This window comes from Paenibacillus sp. SZ31 (assembly GCF_012912005.1).
In the GTDB taxonomy this organism is placed as follows: Bacteria; Bacillota; Bacilli; order Paenibacillales; family Paenibacillaceae; genus Paenibacillus.
On the sequence record NZ_JABBEA010000002.1, the window covers coordinates 626,951 to 647,549 of the forward strand.

Annotated in this window: 14 protein-coding genes and 1 pseudogene; 3 read left to right on the forward strand and 12 right to left on the reverse strand. The window is 45.1% G+C overall.

Features of this window, described 5'->3' with window-relative positions; translation table 11 throughout:
- Window positions 1–81 precede the first annotated feature (81 nt).
- The 7 genes and pseudogenes from HF638_RS07430 to HF638_RS07455 all read right to left on the reverse strand — a co-directional run bounded on the left by HF638_RS07430 (window position 82) and on the right by HF638_RS07455 (window position 10,679).
- Window positions 82–1,272, reverse strand: a complete 1,191-nt coding sequence (locus HF638_RS07430; RefSeq protein ID WP_169479614.1) for an IS701 family transposase — start codon at window positions 1,270–1,272, stop codon at window positions 82–84.
- A 181-nt stretch (window positions 1,273–1,453) separates the two neighbouring features.
- Complete coding sequence (locus HF638_RS07435) at window positions 1,454–3,133, reverse strand: response regulator (RefSeq protein WP_169479615.1); 1,680 nt, start codon at window positions 3,131–3,133, stop codon at window positions 1,454–1,456.
- Between the two features lie 4 nt (window positions 3,134–3,137).
- On the reverse strand, window positions 3,138–3,524 hold the full coding sequence (locus HF638_RS28870; protein WP_348982083.1) for a sensor histidine kinase: 387 nt from the start codon (window positions 3,522–3,524) through the stop codon (window positions 3,138–3,140).
- Between the two features lie 15 nt (window positions 3,525–3,539).
- Window positions 3,540–4,835, reverse strand: a pseudogene (locus tag HF638_RS28875) (sensor histidine kinase); the annotation flags it as partial.
- Window positions 4,836–4,978: 143 nt separating this feature from the next.
- The gene (locus HF638_RS07445) at window positions 4,979–5,869 is read right to left on the reverse strand and encodes a carbohydrate ABC transporter permease (protein ID WP_062834211.1); all 891 of its coding nucleotides are present in this window, start codon (window positions 5,867–5,869) and stop codon (window positions 4,979–4,981) included.
- Between the two features lie 15 nt (window positions 5,870–5,884).
- The gene (locus tag HF638_RS07450) at window positions 5,885–6,790 is read right to left on the reverse strand and encodes an ABC transporter permease (protein ID WP_091016626.1); all 906 of its coding nucleotides are present in this window, start codon (window positions 6,788–6,790) and stop codon (window positions 5,885–5,887) included.
- A 148-nt stretch (window positions 6,791–6,938) separates the two neighbouring features.
- Window positions 6,939–10,679, reverse strand: a complete 3,741-nt coding sequence (locus tag HF638_RS07455; RefSeq protein ID WP_169479616.1) for an alpha-L-arabinofuranosidase C-terminal domain-containing protein — start codon at window positions 10,677–10,679, stop codon at window positions 6,939–6,941.
- 391 nt (window positions 10,680–11,070) lie between these two features.
- On the opposite strand from HF638_RS07455, the gene abnB reads away from it, so the two are divergent.
- On the forward strand, window positions 11,071–13,488 hold the full coding sequence (abnB, locus tag HF638_RS07460) for an arabinan endo-1,5-alpha-L-arabinosidase AbnB (RefSeq protein ID WP_169479617.1): 2,418 nt from the start codon (window positions 11,071–11,073) through the stop codon (window positions 13,486–13,488).
- A 207-nt stretch (window positions 13,489–13,695) separates the two neighbouring features.
- On the opposite strand, the gene HF638_RS07465 is transcribed toward abnB, so the two are convergent.
- Window positions 13,696–14,250 carry a helix-turn-helix domain-containing protein gene (locus tag HF638_RS07465; RefSeq protein ID WP_169479618.1) on the reverse strand — a complete coding sequence of 185 codons (555 nt, stop codon included), beginning with the start codon at window positions 14,248–14,250 and terminating at the stop codon, window positions 13,696–13,698.
- 129 nt (window positions 14,251–14,379) lie between these two features.
- Between HF638_RS07465 and HF638_RS07470 the strand changes: the two genes are divergently transcribed.
- Window positions 14,380–14,961: a LysE family transporter gene (locus tag HF638_RS07470; RefSeq protein ID WP_169479619.1), complete on the forward strand. Its 582-nt coding sequence runs from the start codon at window positions 14,380–14,382 to the stop codon at window positions 14,959–14,961.
- 50 nt (window positions 14,962–15,011) lie between these two features.
- On the opposite strand, the gene HF638_RS07475 is transcribed toward HF638_RS07470, so the two are convergent.
- Window positions 15,012–15,989: an MBL fold metallo-hydrolase gene (locus tag HF638_RS07475; protein ID WP_169479620.1), complete on the reverse strand. Its 978-nt coding sequence runs from the start codon at window positions 15,987–15,989 to the stop codon at window positions 15,012–15,014.
- A gap of 200 nt (window positions 15,990–16,189) precedes the next feature.
- On the opposite strand from HF638_RS07475, the gene HF638_RS07480 reads away from it, so the two are divergent.
- Window positions 16,190–17,167 carry an alpha/beta fold hydrolase gene (locus tag HF638_RS07480; protein WP_169479621.1) on the forward strand — a complete coding sequence of 326 codons (978 nt, stop codon included), beginning with the start codon at window positions 16,190–16,192 and terminating at the stop codon, window positions 17,165–17,167.
- Between the two features lie 86 nt (window positions 17,168–17,253).
- On the opposite strand, the gene HF638_RS07485 is transcribed toward HF638_RS07480, so the two are convergent.
- The 3 genes from HF638_RS07485 to HF638_RS07495 form a co-directional block, all read right to left on the reverse strand.
- On the reverse strand, window positions 17,254–17,901 hold the full coding sequence (locus tag HF638_RS07485) for a protein kinase family protein (RefSeq protein ID WP_169479622.1): 648 nt from the start codon (window positions 17,899–17,901) through the stop codon (window positions 17,254–17,256).
- 311 nt (window positions 17,902–18,212) lie between these two features.
- The gene (locus HF638_RS07490; protein WP_169479687.1) at window positions 18,213–19,694 is read right to left on the reverse strand and encodes a DHA2 family efflux MFS transporter permease subunit; all 1,482 of its coding nucleotides are present in this window, start codon (window positions 19,692–19,694) and stop codon (window positions 18,213–18,215) included.
- 68 nt (window positions 19,695–19,762) lie between these two features.
- Complete coding sequence (locus HF638_RS07495; RefSeq protein WP_169479623.1) at window positions 19,763–20,350, reverse strand: TetR/AcrR family transcriptional regulator; 588 nt, start codon at window positions 20,348–20,350, stop codon at window positions 19,763–19,765.
- Between the last annotated feature and the right edge of the window lie 249 nt (window positions 20,351–20,599).

Here is a 20,599-nt window from a genome sequence, read left to right on the forward strand (position 1 = left end):
TGAGGTATAATTTCATCTTACAAACTGTACTTGCCAATAATCGCTTCAAATATTTGTAAGTTAAAAAACCTGACAGTATCCCTATGCCACTTTGAGCTGTGTTTTAATTTGGTCTAATGTAGCTCCGCCTTGGGTTTGGTTGTAGATATACTCAATCATGTCATGCTTTTTCTGGATCTGGTAGCGATGTAACCCATCAATCAAGCTTCCATGACTACCATAACTGCAGCATAGCGCGGCAAACAGGAGCAGGGTCAGATAACGGTCAATGGCCTGAGTCGATCGAACCTGGTAACGATCCATAGCCAGCCTAATCTTCGCCGTCCGAAAATACGTTTCAATGGCCCAACGTTTGCTGTAATAGCTCAGAATTTCTTCATTACTTAGGGAAACATCCGTACTTAGAAAAGCTTTCATTTGCTTGGGATCAAAGCCTTCTCCATCTTTCCAACATAGGAGCAAAGCGGTGTTCTCCACTACATTGAGCTTGCCTTCATAGCGATATACTCGGTAATCGGAGAAGCCGATGGTCACCAGATCGGTATCCGTTTTCGAGATGTAGGAAGCAAAGCTTTTGAGCGATTGCCGGATGCCTTGCGGATAGAAGATACGGTTCGTTTTTAAACCACTAATGACGTGAAATCCACGCTCCGCACTCGTTTGGAGCACGGAAGCCGACGGATACCAAGAATCCATCAGGACGTAGGTTCGGCAGGCAGACATCGGGACGGCCTGAATCAGATCACAAGCCAGATCGATTTTACTTTTCCCTTGCGGATCGTACCGTTCTGTAGCAAAAGGGAACACCTGCTCACCTGAGCGGAGTAGCGTTTGAACCACAGCATGCCCGTAAACATGCCGGCCCTTGAGATGAGAGTGCTGAAACGAGGCGCCTTGAATCGTGTGCATAGCCTGTGACGAAGGCTTGGTTTTTTCACACACGGTATCATCCAGGATCACGAAAATGGGGCTATGATCTCGCTGAGCACACGCTTTAATCTGCTGAAAAGCGACACGTTGAACGATGCGTTTGAGGTAAGAGGTGTCCCAGTTCCCATGAGTTAAGAAATGACTCAGGGTTCGGCGATCTCGCTCTTGCAAGCTTTCGCGGTGAATATCCGTTAACGTACCTGTAAAACCAGTCGAAAGCATGCCATCCACGAAGTGTTTGATGTGGTGAAGGGCAGGCTTGGAGAAATAGAGCGGAAGTTTCCACTCGTCGAACCGATTGTTCCAAGGATTTGATTGTGATAAAGTATACGTATGAGACATGTCTTTTCTCTCCTGCGTAGGGTATTTGGTCGTACTTCTATTTTACGCAGAGAGTCAAGTGTGTCTCTTTTTCTATTTAATGGAACTGATTTTGAGCAAGTACAGTTACAAAGAAAGCGCTATCACTTCGAGTGTATCCCGTTGACATCTGGTATCTTTGATTTACCATTTGAGACATCATCTAACTTTTCTGATCCCGATACTCTTGAGGGGTGCAGCCTGTCGCTTTTTTGAAGAAACGATAAAAATAATGCTGATCGCTAAATCCAACCTTCGCAGATATTTCATGCATTTTGCAGGAAGAACCCAGGAGCAACTCTTTGCTTAGCTCTACTCTGCGGTCATGGATGTAGTCGGATATGCCTTTACCTGTAATCCGTTTGTACCAACGCGACAGATAAGAAGGGTTAAGAGAGACTTCCTGTGCGATTCGCGTAAGTGAGAGGTCATCCTCCAGATGGTGTTTGATATAATGATGGATTGTGATCAGAATCTGTGATTGATCATTCAGGCGGACATCGTTACGTTTCGAGATCATCCATTCATATGCAGATTGATAAAACAGGACCAGATCCGTCCACGCGGTATGGATGTCAAAATGCAGCATTCGAGGCAGTGATATCTCTTCCATTGCCGATTCATATAACCCCAGTTCATGCAGGACTTCAATGAGCACACTTGCTGCACCCGTATACGTTTTCATGCGAAAGAATGGATCTTGAAGTCCCTCCTTCGCAGCCTCGGTCCATTTATGGAAGGACTCTATCCATTCCCGATCCCCAGCGGTTATTCGCTGTTTGATCTGATCCAGATGCAGCGCTACAACACCCTGTTGATTCATAATGCTAGGGGTGTAAGGCAATTCATCCTGAATATTTACACGCAGGAGCTTTTCCATCCCAAGCCCGGGACTCTCGTGAATCGACAGACGTAACTGCGCGATCGCCTGATTAACCCTGCTCCACTCTACAGCCTGCTCACTAACCATGATGGATACAGAGAGATTCAGGCAGTCCGCACAGGATTGCTGCACTGACTCCAATGTGCCATAGACAAAACGAAGGGTCTGTATCCAGCTATCTAGCTGACTCCCTCGCTCCTCTTGCGTATTAGATCCGTTGGACGGATGCCCCTCTTGGGATTGAATAAAGCACGCGATGATCTGAGCGTCCAAATCGATCGCCTTCACCTTGGCCTTGTCTTGCAGTAGCTCCTCCGCAACATTGGCAACGGCATAGCGGATGAGACTGCGATCCGCCTGAGATTGATAGTTGTTCCACTCCTCTACCCGTATAATCACAGGAATAACGAGTTGATCGGATTGAAAAGGTAACTGCACAGCATCCAGTTCTTCCTGAAGCGAAGCGATATCATGTCTATCCGTTCGCTTAAGCACATCCAGCAGTAATTGACGTTGTAACTGAGGCAGTGCTCGTGGCAATTTACTACGAAACCATGCAGCTTGGTAGCGAAAATCATTTTCTTCCGAGATCTGTGTTAACGCCCGTTCTACCGCAGCTCGAATATGATTCATTCCCTCTGTTTTTAACAGGTAATCAACAACACAAGGATTTCGAATAGCTTGGTGTGCATAATCGAATTCGTTATGACCCGTCAGCAACAGCACTTTACATCGTGGCCACCGATCCATAATCTGCTCTATCAATTGCATACCATCCATACCAGGCATACAGATATCGCTGAGTACAATATCAATCTTTACCGAGTTCAGCCAATCGATGGCTTCAAAAGCAGAGTATGCCTTAATAATCTCCATGTCCTGAATATTTGCCTTTTGAAAGAACGCATACAGTCCATCCAAAATAACGGGTTCATCATCAACAATAAGCATCCGCTGCATAACACTACTCCCCTTTCCATGGAATTTTCACTAGAATGCATAACCCACCGAGCTCACTTCGCTGCGCTGTAAGACCATAGGCGGCCCCGAATTTGATTTTTAATCGCTGATTCACATTCATGAGCCCGGTTATCTCTTCGTTTCCATGTTTCCGCTCTGTTTCCTCAAAGGCAGATTGCAGGTAATTCAAGGTTTCGTCCGATAACTGATCCCCATCATCTTCAATACGAATGGACAAGTAACCCTGCTCTTGTTGGTATGAAAGCTGTAAAATTCCTCCCTGACTACGCTTGGCTAGTGCATGCTCGAACACATTTTCCACGATCGGCTGGATAATAACTCTGGGAATCGAAATACTTTTGTACCTCGCATCCAGATCCTCCAATTCCAATTGAATCCTCGAACCAAATCGGATTTTCTGAATGGATGCATAGACTAGCGCATGGTCAATCTCAGCCCCCAACGATACCTCCGTATGAGAATCCCGAGACATATACCTGAAATATTGACCCAGATAGTCGGTGAATTCCTAAATGAGCTCCAAATTCTCCACCTCAGCCATTTGCTTGATGTTGAACAGACTATTGTATAGAAAGTGAGGTTGAATCTGGGATTGCAGATGTTTGAGTTCCGCCTCACTTGTTCGAATCCGTGCTACATAATTCTCATCGATCAAGATATGTAAGCGCTCTATCATATGGTTGAATCGAGAGTACAAATAGCCGAATTCATCCCTTCTGGATGAAGGAATATGTACGCTTGTCTGGCCCTGCTCTGCCATCCTGAATCCTCGAATGAGTACCGCTAGCGGTTGGTGAATTGATCTGTAGATCGAAAACGAGAAGACAACAATGATCACAACCGACATGAAGGTGACCATCCATAACCATACGTTGTATTGTTCCAGCGGTGCCCTCAGCACATCTTGCGGTATAGTGGCTGTCAGCGTGAACGAGTGATCCTTATCATGTAACGAATAATAGAGATATGGATCGGATTGAAACTTCGTAACTTGCATGGACTCGGACGGTTCAGGCGAAACTGTTCGAAGCGGTTTAACAGGTGCTGGCTGCTCTGAAGAAGAGATCACTACATGTTGCTGTTCACCAAAACTCAGTGTAATCTCACTTTCGCCCGTTTCCGATAGCTGCTGCAAACGATGTTTCAGTTCTTCAGCAGACAAGCGTATCCCTAATATGAAATTGGGTGGCTCCTCATGGTTCATGTTATATGGATTACTTTTCAGAAAATAGAGATCGTTATTGGAATGTGATAATTCGCCATTCAGATTGCCCATCGTGGCGAGCAGATTCTGCCACTCGTTATCCTCCACGTCGCGAATCCCGTCCGCGGCACTGACCCGTTTGTGTAGAGCAGGAACATAGTACACCACATCACTAATGTAGGGACTTGTCACCATGATCTGACCCAGCTTATTGTGGATATTGTTCAGACTGGACGTGACTTCATACCTGCTCATAATTGCGGCTCGTGTACTTAGTGTGGACATGGGTTCATCAAATGAAAATTCGGTAACCAGCGCACTCATTCGCTCCAATTCGAATTGCAGATGATTATGGTAGAAGTACAATTTGGATTCATGCGCCTTCTCCACCTCCGTCTGCATCTGCTTGGAGCTGACTTGCGTAATCATAATGCTTATCCCGTACAAGGGCAGAATGACCAGTACAAAAGCAATCATCAGTTTAACGACAATGGATGACTCTCTCCATCTCCCCTGGATGAATCGCAATGTTTCCCTCCTCCTTTCCTCACTCTCTTCAATAGCAAAAAAGGAGCCGGAAATCGGCTCCTTCTTTCCATCGGTTTTTCCTCCTATCGATCTTATCCCTTAACACTTCCGACAACAAGCCCATGAACGAAATACCGCTGCAGGAATGGGTACACGAGCAGAATTGGAATAACGGACAAAAAGATCTGGGAAGCTTGAGTCGTTCTATCCGATACCTGACTTAAGAGTGTCGCATCCTCCAGCGTCATCATCTCGCTCTGGATCATCGTCACCTGCTGTAACATGGACTGAAGATACGTAGCGAGCGGATAGCCTTCCGGACTCTTCATATAGATCATGCCATCAAACCAGGCGTTCCAGTGTCCTACCATGGCGAACAACGTAATGGTCGCGATACTTGGCAGAGAGATCGGTAGATAAATGCTCCATAGTGTGCGAAAATGCCCCGCCCCATCCATCCAGGAAGCTTCTTCAAGCTCTTTCGGCAAACCTCGGAAGAAGTTGAGCATAAGCAGCACATTAAAGATCGGTACGGCACCCGGCAGAATCAGAGCCCAGATGGAATCCAGCAGCCCCGCTTCCTTAACCACCAGATAACCCGGGATCAATCCTCCACTGAATAACATGGTGAATACGAAGATCCAGGCATAGAACGTTCTTGAACGGAATTTCGCAGCCTCTTTGGAGAGCGGATAAGCTACCAGAATGGTGAAGATCAGATTGGTTGTAACTCCCAGAACTACACGAAGAAGGCTCGTGCCGAATGAGTTTAGGAATTGCTGGTTTTCCAGAATGTATTGATAGGAGGACAACGTGAAATCCACAGGCCAGAATGTGACACTGCCCGCTTTGACTGCATCACTTGAACTAAATGAAATGGCTAATATATTCACAATCGGGAACAGGCATAACAAGGCAAGAATCGTCAGGATGACGTAGTTAAACCCTAGAAACCACCGATAGGCTCTTGAAGCGTGGTGCATGGTTCTGCCTCCTTTCTAGAATATCCGATAATTCGCAAACCGATAGGCCAAGAAATAACCAAGTCCGATAAAAATGAAGGAAACGACCGATTTGATCAGACCCAACGCTGTCGATACAGAATACTGTGCATCCTGCAATCCGATCCGGTAGATCATCGTATCCAGGATATCTCCTGATTCATATACCAATGGATTATAGAGGTTGAACACTTGGTCAAAACCGCCGTTGAGTACATTTCCCAGACTAAGCGTTACCATCAAAATTACGATCGGGCGAATGCCTGGCAGTGTAATATGCCATGTCTGTTTCCATCTTCCTGCGCCATCCATAACAGAGGCCTCATACAGAGACTTATCAATATTAGTGAGGGCAGCCAGATAGATAATCGTACCAAATCCGAATTCTTTCCATTGATCTGTAATGACAAGTATGTAAGGGAACCACTCGTTACTAGCCAGGAATTGAATCGGGTCAATTCCGAGGGCTTTCAACAACATATTAACGATCCCGGTGCTTGGAGATAACACATCCACGATGATTCCCGCCAGAATAACCCATGAGAAAAAATGAGGCATATAGATCACGGTCTGAATCGTTCGTTTAAATCCTGTCTTGCGAACCTCATTGAGCAATAAGGCTACAAGTACCGGGATTACCAAGCCGGAAACAATTTTCATCGTCGATATAAATACCGTATTCCATACAACCTGCGAGAACCCCGGCAGATCGAACAGGTACCTGAAATTGTCCAATCCCACCCAATTCATGTTTTTGAATCCGGCAATGGGAGAAAAATTCTGAAAGGCAATAGACAACCCCGCCATCGGAATGTAACCGAATACAATAATAATGAGCAGTCCAGGCAGAATCATGAGATGAAGCGGAACGTTTCGGATAAATTGTTTGTAGTTGGAACGCATAAGCTGACTCCTCCTTCAACATTTATTATAGGAGCAGCCAGATCACCGCAATAGTGTGGGCTATTTACTTTGGGTATCTTTTGTTGACTCTCTACCCTGGAACGCCAAAAAACCGCGATATCCGCGGTCTCTTGTTTACGATGTTGATTTAATTCAGAATATCCATAACTAATACATTCACTGAATGAGCTGTTAAGTTAAGCACCACCGATGTATCGGATAGTGTAACCTCTTGTTCTTGGGGAATCACTTTCTCATCATTCTTCTGATTCACATTCGGAACATGCACCAAATGATCTTCTCCAGTAAGCGTAATCAATCTGGCTGAAGCATCAACCTTCAGATCCTGCAGGCAAATCCGGGTTGATTTATCTACACCATCTGCATTCACCAGTTTCACATACACATGCCGTGCGTCTTTCGTAACAGAGTGGAATACTTCCCGGTTGTAGGCTTCCAGCTTGTAATCCAGAATCTTGCTGGTAGTGCGACCGTCTGTATAGGAGCAGATCAGATTCTTGCCTGTGCCCCCACCATAGTTAACCGTGATCGTATAATTGGTCCCATTCTCGAGTGGTTCATAGTTGGCCGCTCTCAGGTTACCTGCTGCCGAACTGGATGAATAGTCTCCCAAGGTGTAACCCTCAATCCCTTGTTTGTAAACCTTCACCGCTGTGGCACTTCCCCCGTAACTGATTGCGTACTCGATGACATCCTTATTCTCGAGCGAGATATCCGTCAGTCCCACGCCGATGTAAAAACCATCCTCACCTGAAATTCTTTCAGCCTCAACGTGAACTTGGTAGTTGGTCCATTCGTCATTCAACAGGTACAATCCGTTCAATCCACTTGTTTGTGCGCTCAAGATGAGCCCTTTCCCAGCGGTTAACGTGTATCCTTCCGATCCGGGAATCTGGCTCCATGCCTCACTAGGCGCTGTACGTTCTCTGAAATCTTCATCAAACATTAAACTTCCATCCACATTGGACGTCACCATAACTCGCTTCACCACGATGTCTGCATGACCTGTTGCAATTTCGATGCCGCCACGCGGAATGAGATTCAACGGTTTGCCTTTGCTATAGGTGGAGAATGAAGTCTGAAGCACCTGATCTCCTACATGTTTTGCAAAAAGCTGCTGTACATAATAATTCGGTGTATACCACACCGTTTCATCATCAAACCAGATGCAGTCTGGCGTCCAACGGTAGGTACCGTCCGTCAGTACTTTGTTGAACAATGGCGCATAGGCAGCCAAACGAACAACGTCCGCATTATTTTCAAATCCGGTCATGATCGCAGCTTCTGCGACCGCACCTGCCAGCGTGTTTTTGTCCGTGGAAGCATATTCTCCCACAAATACTTTGGATGTTTCTTTCCAATCGATACTTCCGTCTTCATGATAAGCCCGGTCATAATAGTTGTACCGATCCGCGTTATTCAGCAAATATTCATTGGATCGGTAGTAGTGCTCATCTGCGATGGTATCCATGTAATTGTCCTGATTCTCATACCAGGTTACGGTCTCTTCAATCACCTCAGCACCATCTGCAAAAGCAACTTGAGCCGATCCGGTCAGATTCCCGCTGAGGAATTTCCATCCTTCCTGGTACGCATCATCATCTGCCTGAGCACCAACCGTCGAGATAATGTGCAGCTCATGATCAGGATAGTTCCGTTTCATGTACTCATCTATCGAACGTTTGAATACTTCAAAGTTGGCAAAAAATTCAGTGCCCCAGTTCTCATTGCCTACGCCGAGATAACGAAGATCGAACGGTTCAGGATGGCCCATCTGGCTTCGTACCGCCGCCCATTCGTTGTGTTCAAAATCCGTGCTGAGCGCAAAGTCGATCAGGTCTGTAAAGTTGCGGATATAATACTCCCTTAAAGCGCCACCCGCAGGGTGAGCATAATCCGAGCGTGCCTGACACAACACACCGCAAGCCATAACTGGAACCGGAGCGGCATTCAGATCTTCCGCCAGTTGGAAGTACTCCATATAACCAAGCCCCATCGTCATCATGTAACCCCAGACATTATAATTCTCTTTGCGGAGCTCAACCGGACCCACAGAATCCTTCCAGTCATATACGTTATCCCAGATGAAAGATCCCTCCGAGATGCATCCTCCCGGAAAACGCAGGAACTTCGGATGAAGATCTGCGAGTGCCTGGATCAGATCTTTTCTCAATCGATAGTTCGGATTACCTGTATAGTTGGCATGTGCTGTAGCCGATATTCCTTCTTCTGTCGGATCAGCTCCCCATACATTTTGAGGCACCAAGGACACCATATCAACGGAGATGTCACCCTCAAACGTAAGTGCCAATTGACCAAGTACAGTCTCCGTTCCAGTCAGAAGCACACCGTATTTCTTCCATGTTTTCCCGCCTTCAACAGGAAGCGTTACCGAATCACTGACGGAAGTGTCAGTCCCATCCTGTAATTGAACGGTGATCGTTCCTGCCGATTCTGCTTTTGCCCATACGGTAAAGTCATATGATTCACCCTGCTTGATGGACATGGCACAATGCTGGTTGGAGTCTGAGAATCCACGATTTCGAATCGTTGCCCCATCCTGGACCGTTACATAATAAGCATTTACTTCAGGGTCTTCCACGTTAAAGTGAACGTTCAGTCCATCCGTATGCTGTACGAGCATTTTATCCGTATCGCCTGACCAGGCAAACAAAGGCTCACGATTTCGACCTGTCGAACAACCACATTCTCCAGAGTCATGCGAGTACGTATCGAATGCAAAGGATTCAAATGATCGATTCTGAACAAGCTCTGCATAGATTCCGCCATCTGCCGCATTGTTAATATCCTCGTAGAAAAGCCCATACATGACTTCACTGATATCCGCCACCTTCTGATCTCCATGGATGGTGACCGTATAAGGCGGAAGATGCGCCGGCACAACAGACACGTCAAAGCTTTGGCTCAACTTACTGTCACCTCTGTTCAGAAGCGCACGGAGCGTAACCTCCTGTGCCGATGTGATTGCCTGAACCTCTCCGTTCTCGGACAAAACTTCCGGCTCACTGGAACTCCACTGAACCGTCACTTTACCACCCAGCAAATCTGCGGGCAGCGACACATCTTTGGTGATAATTCGATTAGGGAAGGACAAGTACTTGTCTGCCGCAAGCTTCACAATCGCTTCATCTGTCAGTGACTCACACATCACTTCAATGACTTCATCCATGGTGAGCGCTGCCCCATAGACCCGAAAGTCGGATAACAAACCTGCAAAATCCACATCCGCTGCATACTGGGAACGTCCGATATAATTCTGACTATAATTCTCAGGATCGGTGAACGAATCAAACCATTCCCGCAATTTGGCATAATTGCCACTGGATGTCTGACTAATCGAACCGTCTGCGGCCTTCTCCCCATTCACATACACAATCGGACCCGCACTGCTCAACGTTCCCCCGTGGCTGCCTGCCACAGAGAGTGCAATATGCAGCCATTCTCCACTTGCAACTCCTCGACTTGGGTGGACAACCAGATTATCACCGGCATATAACGTACCCAGGAGCTGACGTGTCAGAAACATATACGGCCCCTTCTCCCCTTTGCCAAAGTCAAAAATGCGTTCCCACACATTAGACCCCTTACCGAGAAATACCCAAGTTGCAATCGTAATTCCTGTGTTATCGCTTACATCACGAAGCAGATCCGAAGGTAATTGCAGATAAGAAGTTCCATTCTCTCCCCCGTTGAAAGTTACCGCCGATCTTCCTTTTAACTCGGATATGACAGGGGGTAACTCCCCTTTTGCCAAACTATCATGTCCGTTCCCGGAGCTGTCTTTCCCGATCTGAACAGCATCTTCGAACGTGTATTGTGCGATTAATTGGTTTTGATATGTGGTCATGTTCTTACCTCCTATGTAGTTTGGAATTGTTGTTACAGAATGCTCACCTTTAATTCGTATAAGTATAAAATGATTGATAAATAATTAAACACTAATCTAAACGTAATAATATCCCATCATATAACCTAATTTCAATCCTAAATTTGAGAATAACAACTGTTTTATTTGAATGTAATGAGCCTTATCAGCTCTTCTCGGCTCTCTTTATTTATTCATTTTAGTCTTATAAACATTACATTTATGGTTTACAAACATATAAAACAATTGATAATATAACAAATGAAAGCGCTTGATATAATGAAATGCCCAAAGGAGGTCTGCCGAACCTTATATCGTGTGTTGCCAAGTATCGGGTTATTTTTCATTCCGGGGATTAAGAAAGGGGAAACGTATGAAACGTTATTGGGTACGCGCACTTAACATTTCTGTACTAAGCACCACTTTACTTACTGCAACAACTTTGGCGCCGGTCTCGGTGTTCGCAAATGGTTCAGGGGCAACCGTTGGTAACTCGCAAGTGTCCACTGCACCTATCGCAAATCCTGCTCCAACATTTAAAAATGTTTCTGTGCATGATCCTTCCGTCATTAAGGTGGATGATACGTTTTATATTTTTGGTTCACACCTGCAAGTAGCTAAGTCCAAAGACTTTTTGAACTGGGATCTAGTCGCATCGGGTGTTACGGATAACAACCCTGTTGTACCCAATGTAACCCAAGAATTCGCTGAAGCCTTGGAGTGGGCACAGACGGATACGTTATGGGCAGCAGATGTCATTCAATTGGCGGACGGCAAATTTTATATGTACTACAATGCTTGTAAAGGGGACTCTCCGCGATCAGCGCTCGGCATTGCAGTCGCAGACAATATCGAAGGGCCTTATAAGGATCAAGGCATTCTGTTGAAATCCGGCATGTGGGATCAGATCAGTGAGGATGGTACCATTTACGATGCAACGATTCATCCCAATGTGGTCGATCCTGATGTCTTTTATGATAAAAACGGCAAGTTATGGATGGTGTATGGCTCGTATTCCGGAGGGATTTTCATTCTGGAGATGGATGCGACGACAGGCAAACCTCTGCCGAATCAAGGTTATGGCAAGAAGCTGACTGGAGGCAACCACAGTCGTATTGAAGCCCCATACATGCTCTACAGTCCCGAAACCGATTATTATTATCTGTACCTGTCTTACGGTGGACTAGGTGCTGATGGAGGATATAACATTCGTGTAGCTCGCTCCCAAACACCGGATGGACCTTTCCTCGATGCGGAAGGAAACGATATGATCAACGTTAAAGCGGACAAGGATAAACCGTTGTTTGACGATCGTTCTATTGAGCCTTTTGGAGTCAAATTGATGGGGAACTTCCTGTTCGAGAGACAGATCGGTGATCCGGGCACAGGCCTAGGTAGCGGCTATGTATCGCCAGGGCATAACTCTGCTTATGTTGATCCGGAGACTGGCAAACAATTTCTCATCTTCCATACTCGCTTTCCAGGGCGTGGCGAAGAGCATGAAGTTCGCGTACATGAGATGCATATGAATGCAGATGGTTGGCCCGTTGTTTCTCCGTATCGCTATGCGGCTTTGGGAGAAGATACAACGCAACTGACAACTCAGGATATCGCTGGTCAGTACCAATGGGTGAATCATGGTAAGGACATCACGGCGGATATCAAGCCATCACAGACGGTTCAGTTCACGGCAGATGGGCAGATTCATGGTGGCGTGACAGGAACATGGAGTCTTGGCGCAGACAACAAGGTTCAGATCACATCGAATAACATTCTGTACAAAGGCGTTTTCACACATGAATGGAATTCAGAATCTCAAAGTACGGTTCTGACCTTTAGCGCCCTCTCCTCCTCCGGGATTGCCATCTGGGGAAGTCAAGGTGTTGAACGGAGCGCTCAAGACATTGTAGATGCGGTGAAAAAGGATATGAGCATCAGCAATACGGATCACGTGTTCTTCAATCTGTCTCTGCCTACAAAGGGAACAAGTGATGCAGACATTACGTGGAAAAGCTCCAACACTTCGGCTCTATCGGCTACAGGTGTAGTGCAGCGACCACGCGCTGGTAAGGGCGATGCCAAAGTAAAATTAACCGCAACGATTCGTAAAGGAACTGCGGTAAGCTCCAAAACGTTTAACGTTATCATTCCACAGCAAGCGGTAAGCCCATTGCTCGGGGAGTATACTTTTGAACACAAAAAACTTGCCAAAGTCGCACAGGATTCCAGTAAAAATGGATATCACGGACAAGCCTTTAACGTGGTCAGTTCTACTGCTGGTGGCAAAAATCAAGCTGCTACATTCAATGGGACTGACAGTTACATTCAGTTACCTGGACTCATTACAGATACAACGGATTTCACGTTTAGCGCCTGGGTCAAATGGGACGGTGGCGGGTCCTGGCAGCGTATTTTCGACTTTGGAAATGGTTTGACGAGGCACATGTTCCTCACTCCCTCCCAGCATAATGGAGCATTACAATTCACCATTCATAATGAGGGTCGGGATCAGAGTCTGATTGCTGCAAATCCACTGCCTGCTAAAGAGTGGGTTCATGTGGCTGTAACCCTACAGGGTGATGTAGGGACTCTATATGTGAATGGCACATCGGTTGCAAGCAGCTCCGAGATCACTTTTAACCCGAAAGATCTGCAAGTAACGGAAGCTTATGTGGGCAAGAGCCGTTATGCGGCCGATCCATTCTACAAAGGCAGTCTGGATAACGTAAGAGTGTATGATAAAGCATTAACAGCCAAAGAAATCCAGCGTCAGGCCAAAGAAAAGCCATAAGTTAGAGTCCTATCATAGGCGTTGGACTCCATAGCTAACAAACCTATAAAGCAGCCAATGTATTGAACTGGACCCATTTGTTAGAGACGACTAACAGCGGTGTTGCAGTTCATTACATCAGACTGCTTTATTGTCATTCCTTTCATGTATGCATTCATTCATTCGTTCATTCATCGTTCGTTACATTCACAGTTGGATCTTTGCATTTTACTTCGAATAATGAATAACCATGTTTAATTGGTTCGTCTTAGCACCGGAGTTAACATAGGCGTGAGGCTTGTCCGCTCCAAAACGGATCGACTCCCCTGAACTTACCGTATATTCTTCCGACCCTACCCGAATCGTAACTTCACCTTCAAAGACCGTAATAAATTCTTCCGTACCTTCGATATGCGGTTCAGCATTCAACGCAGACTTAGGGTCCATCTCCATCATATATATTTCAAAACGACGACCCTCTTCAAAAGGAAAATGCGGATAAATCCGAACCCTGCCCTCATCCTCCATCAACACTTGAATATCATCTCCCGTTACAACGGTAGTATCTGACTTCGGCTCGTGGATCAAAGCAGTAAAGGAAATTTTCAAGCCGTTGGCAATCTTCCATACGGTTGCAATCGATGGATTGGATTCGCCACGTTCAATCTGACCAAGCATGGTCTTACTAATACCGGACATTTCGGCAACCTTGTCCAGACTTAACTTTCTTTGTTCCCGAAGCTGTTTCAAGTTCTGAGCAAGAATACTATTAATGTTTTTCAAAATCCATCCTCCTCATTTTATAATTGTATTGTGCTATATAACGCACATATTGTACAATGATAAAGACCGTACGCTATAACGTACATTTCAGTTCATTATATCATACAACTAAGAAGACGTGGAGGATGCATGAACATCATACCTTTAGTGACATACGCAATTATCGCTTCATTTACACCTGGACCCAACAACATCATTTCCATGACACACGCAAGAAATCAGGGGTTCAGAAAGACCCTTCCGTTTATTGGTGGAGTTGCAGCCGGCTGCCTGCTTATTATGTTTCTGTCCAGTTATTTCAACCTTATTCTTCATCAATACATCCCTAGGATTACACCCGTCTTAAACGTATTAGGATGTGTGTACATGCTCTATCTGGCAATCAAAATCATGCAAAGTAAACCTGCAGATGCGCAAGAAAACAAGGTCAGTCATTATTCATTTCTATTCGGGTTCACCCTGCAATTCATCAATCCCAAGGTCATTCTGTATGGTCTTACTGCCATATCCGTTTTTGTTTTACCTCTCGGGCAGTCCCATGTTCAACTGATTGCATTCTCCTTGCTGCTCACCGTTATTGGTATTAGTGCCAATATGACCTGGGCGTTCGGTGGTCTGTTATTCCAGAGCTTTCTATTGAGATACGAGCGGCCTATTAATATCGTGATGGGTATGTTGTTAATCTATAGTGCACTATCAATCCTGCTGTAAAAGGCAATAGAAAAAGCGTCCACTCATCTGATGAGCTGAACGCTTTTATTTTATCCTAATTCCGGTCTCCACCACGGATGCCTTGGGTAATCCTCCGTATGAAGCACAACCTTCTCGCCAATTTTGGGTGTTGCAATGTTAACATTCAAGGCATGTGCTGCCTTGGTGATCCGTTCAACGGGTTCATTCCAGGCATGGTAGGCTAGTGTAAATGCGGCCCAATGAATCGGGATGAGCAACTTACCACCTACATCCAAGTGTGCTTGTACCGTTTCTTCCGGCATCATGTGAATGTTGGACCAACGCTCGTCATATTGCCCACATTCCATCAAGGTGAGGTCAAATGGACCGTATTTACTGCCAATCTCCTTGAAATGAGGACCATACCCGCTATCGCCACTAAAGAATACCTTCGTATGTTGTCCAGCGATAACCCACGAACACCATAAGGTAGAATTACGGTCGAATAATCCTCTGCCCGAGAAATGACGCGCTGGCGTGCAAGCGAATGTTAACCCTTTGAACGATAACTCATCCCACCAGTTATGCTCGGTAATCTGTTCTGAAGGCACACCCAGTTGAATCAGTCGCCGACGTACGCCGAGCGGCACGATAAATCGCTTTGTTTTATCCTTCAATCTGCGGATGGAGTCGTAGTCCAGATGATCATAATGGTCATGCGATATAATGATTGCATCCAGAGCCGGGAAATCCTCCGGTTGAATCGGTAGATTCGCGCTGTAACGTTTGGTACCCACCCAGGATACGGGGGATGGACGATTGCCCAGCATCGGATCAAACAGCAACCTGTGCCCCTCGATTTCAAGCAAAAAAGCCGAATGACCGAACCATGTAACCTGTGGATTATCGGATGCACTGAAGGATTTAGCAGGTTCACATATCTCCATGGGCATCGTGCCAGATGGCCTCCGCTCTACATTGCCACGCATGGAATCTCTCAATATACTGATCAGGGACTTGAAGTTCATGCCTGCTGATGTCGGGAGCTGATTTTCATACTTTGTCATTGTGCATACCTTCTGTTCTATATAATCAATCTGTGATTCAACATTTCGATAAGATCTATTCATATCGTAGCTTTATATTAATTCATTGACCGTTAATATTCAATTTTCGGTTAATTAAGATAGAATTAAGACTCTGTTTTCTCTCGTATAAGATTGAGCATATATGATAGAGAAAATACATGGAGAGTATGTGAGAGAACATGAAGAAATGGCGCAAAAGATTAGTTAAGTTTTTGATATTCGACCTGTCGATCGTTCTGTTGCTTCTGGGTACTGGCGTGATCTACCAACAAGTGGGTTTAAGACAGGATACAAAAATGCTCGTACCTCCCGGAAAGCTTTACAAAGTCCACGGAGACAATATGCATTTATATACCGGTGGAGAAGGCAATGTAACCGTTGTGCTCGCCTCGGGCTGGGGTACCGCTAATCCCTATGTAGATTATTATCCATTATATGAAAAGCTTGCTCCCAACACAAAATTCGCTGTATATGACCGATTTGGCTATGGATACAGTGATCGAACCGATAAGAAACGTGATGTCGATACCGTAGCTGATGAATTGCATGAGTTATTAGAGGTGTCCGGACAAAAACCACCTTATGTTCTGGTCGGTCATTCCCTCGGCTCGTTGGAAACCATCCGTTTTGCACAAAAATACCCGGATCTCGTCAAGGGTATCGTCATGATTGATGGCGGAAGCCCTGAATATTATTCGAATGACGATGACTCATTGGCAGACACAATTGGTGGTTTTGCGAATAAATTCCGTATCCAAACCGGACTATTCCGTCTCTCGATGCAATCTGACTTGGTTGTCGAGAATTCCAATGCCAATCGCAACGAACTGAAATTTGTACCCGACGATCTGAAACAGTTGGATACAACTGCCCTATTGTATAACTATGGAAATGCTAACACATTGGATGAATTACGTGAAATAGCTTCTAATGGCAAAATAGTCTTAGACCACAAGCAAACCTTACCGTTTCCGCTCACCATACTGACTGCTGATTACTTAGGTGCCAGTGAACCCGAATGGGATAAAACTCAAGTAGAGTTCAAATCTTGGTCAAATGATTCAAAACAGGTAACCATCAAAGATACCGATCATTACATCCATCAATATCGCCCTGATCTCGTTGCTGATGAGATATTAGCCCTGGTGAAGAAGTAACTTACACTCTAACAAAGTAAAGCAACTCTATATCACGAAAGAAACCCCAAAGATTCTCGAACGCTTTGGGGTTTTGGTTATGGAATTTATTGTGCTATCGCCAGTCTTGGCCGCTGGGATCTGAAATCATTGAAGGCTTGTTCGATCTCAGATGATGTAAGCTGGTGACGGTAAAAGTACTGCTGCATTGCCTCCATCTCGTCATATTCCCCATTGTAGATATTTTCAATTCTCTGAATTACTTCCTTATACAGACTCTCACGCTTGGACCTTACAGGCTCACACAACCAAAAGTCCGTTCTTTTCACATCTCCTGTCTCCGTCCAGAGCAAATTCTCATATCGGATGACATCCCAGTCGCAATATCCAGCATGAATCTGTTGAAGTTCCGTCGTTAATATATCGTATATTAAGTTGTGAGGAATGTGCCCATACTTCGTACGATAATTTTTCAGGCTGAATGCTTCAATCCATTCGGTTAGCGTGTACTCCCCTGGTAAATACGCATACAATTTGGGTGCATACGAATTGCCTTGCAATGACTGGAGAGCTTCACTTTCCATTTCTCCATCCAATTTTGCACGTGAAGCATATACTTTGAGACAGTAATCTTGCAATCTATATACAACCGAGCTATTACTGATAAGTGAAGCCTGTAGAGTCAGGTGGCCATTTTTTTCGTAGTGCAACAGCATCTTTTCGATGTTACTGCCAATGGAATTGATGATTATCATAACGATGTCTCCTTGAGTAAAGATAAAATATAAACCGTTTTCGAAATGGTTAAAAATTGCACTAATACATTCTATATTACCCTTTTATATTAGTATGAACATATACAATCTTGCCGGAACATGAAGTATTTGCTCTGAAATTCATTCGTTGAACCACCATATTCCGGCTATATCCTTACTCTAATGGCTGTAACCCGTCTCACGTCAACACCAAAAAAGATAGATTAAATACGCAAAAAAGCGATGCGTCCTTAAAGTTAAGGGACACATCGCTCTTATACAGTATCTAATTATTATTGTTAGTTAATGGATTAATGCATAGGACCTTGTTGTCCTGGCGTTGATCCTACTTTGACCCGTTTCACAAAGAGTGAAGTAATCAGACCGATAATCGACAGAACTAATGCGAATACAAACGCATTCTGTACACCTGACGTGAAACCTGCCAGTTGATTTTCCGGACTTTCCGGATTCGCCACTCCGCTCAAGAAGCTGGATTGTCCTGCGCTCAATATACTTACAGCAACTGCTGTACCAATGGCTCCAGACACCTGTTGCAGTGTATTCATGATGGCAGTACCGTGTGGATAGTACTCACGTGGCAATTGGTTCAGACCATTCGTCTGTGCAGGCATCATAATCATCGAGATTCCGACCATCATGAACACATGCAGCGTAATAATTTTGGCCAGTGTTGTTGTTGGTGTAATTCCAGTGTACATAAAGAGTACAACCGTTACGATAGCCAGACCAATAATCACAAGCCACTTCGGACCGAACTTGTCAAACAGTCGACCCATAACCGGAGACAGTAAACCATTCAGCAAACTACCCGGCAATAGAACCAGTCCGGCAGTTAACGCTGTTACGGCCATCCCTTGTTGCAGATACATTGGCAGGATCAGCATCGATGACAGCATCATCATCATACAGATGAAGATCAGGATCAAACCAATCGTAAACATTGGATATTTGAACGCTCGCAGATCCATCATTGGCTGTTTCATTCTCAGCTGACGGATACTGAATAACAACAAGGACAGTGCACCAATGACGATCGTGGAGATAACAACCGGACTTGTCCATCCACCGCCAGTTTCTCCATGTCCTCCTGCGCTACTGAAGCCATATACGATACCACCAAAGCCCACTGTAGATAGAATGATGGAAAGTACATCAATTTTGGGCTTGGTCAATTTCGAAATATTCGGCAAGAATAGCAAACCGCATACCAATGAAATCAGGAAGAACGGCAAGGAAATCCAGAAGATCCAATGCCAGCTCAGATTAGCCAGAATCAGACCGGAGATACTCGGTCCGCTTGCTGGTGCAAACATGATAACCAAACCGATCAATCCCATGGCCGCGCCACGTTTTTCAATCGGGAAAATAACCAATATGGTGTTAAACATCAGTGGCAACAATAGTGCTGTACCTATCGCCTGCAATACCCGTGCCACCAACAGAATTTCGAAGCTAGGTGCAAGTGCAGCAACAAATGTTCCTGCAATCGAGAAAATCAAAGAAGTTGTGAACAGCTGTCTCGTTGTAAACCACTGCAACAGCGTACCAGATACCGGTACCAGGATTCCCAATACTAGCAAGTATCCTGTCGTTAACCATTGAATCGTTGTAGGTCCTACTTCAAGCAGAGCCATAAGTGGCGTTAATGCCACATTTAATGCAGTTTCTCCAAACAGGCCAATGAAGCCGCTCAGTAGCATGGCGAACAAAATCGGAAATACCTTGTATTGCTTTGTTTCTTCTTGATTCTGTACAGAATCAGCCTTCATGGAAACCTCCACGATCCCATCCTCCTCAAACGTATCGAACTTTCTTTTTCTCTGTCTCTTGGTATAACTTATTGAATCTGTCTGGCATTCTTCGCCACAACCGACAAATAATCAGCAGCCGTCAGCAGAGGCTGTTTATCCTGATTCGTCAGGCTGATAATCAGTGCTCCCTCCATCAAGGAAATGACCAAAAGTGATGTCTCCCGCGCCTTCTCTTCACCAATACCATCCATAATCAGATGTTTCGTAATGACATCCTGCCAACCTGCAAATACACCTTGACAGGCAATGCGTAGCTGATGGCTGATACAGGATGTCTCCACGGCTGCCCAGAAGCTGAATGGAAGGAATCCGGTAAAGCCAGCTGCTTCCGTTTCATGAGCCATATCGTGTATGAATCGCTGAATTCCATCTGCCGTATTGTCATGAGCTGCGAAGGTTTCTTCAAACTTTTGCAGGATATGTTCATTGGCTTTTTGAATACACTCGTGCGCGAGCTCTTCCTTACCTTGCGGGAAATAATGATACAACGACCCTTTCGGCGTACTACTCTCCTTGATGATCTGATTCAGACCGGTCGCATGATATCCTTGTGAAAAAAACAGTCTCGCTGCTGTGCTGACAATGGACTCTCTAGCATTAGACTTTTCACTCAACGAAAGCCACTTCCTTCAAATAATTATAACAATCGGTCTATATAATTAAACTCGTTCAGATAAGGACTGTCAATCATTTTTATTTCAAATTTTAATGTAAACGCTAACAGTTCAGGAGTGAGAAAATGAACCGAGCGACGGCTCATGGTCAGACCCTCAAAACAGCCGCTAATTTGGAGACAAAGCTCCAGATTAAGCGGCTGTTTGTTAGCACAAGTATATTAAGGACTGCATATTAGTAGATAATGG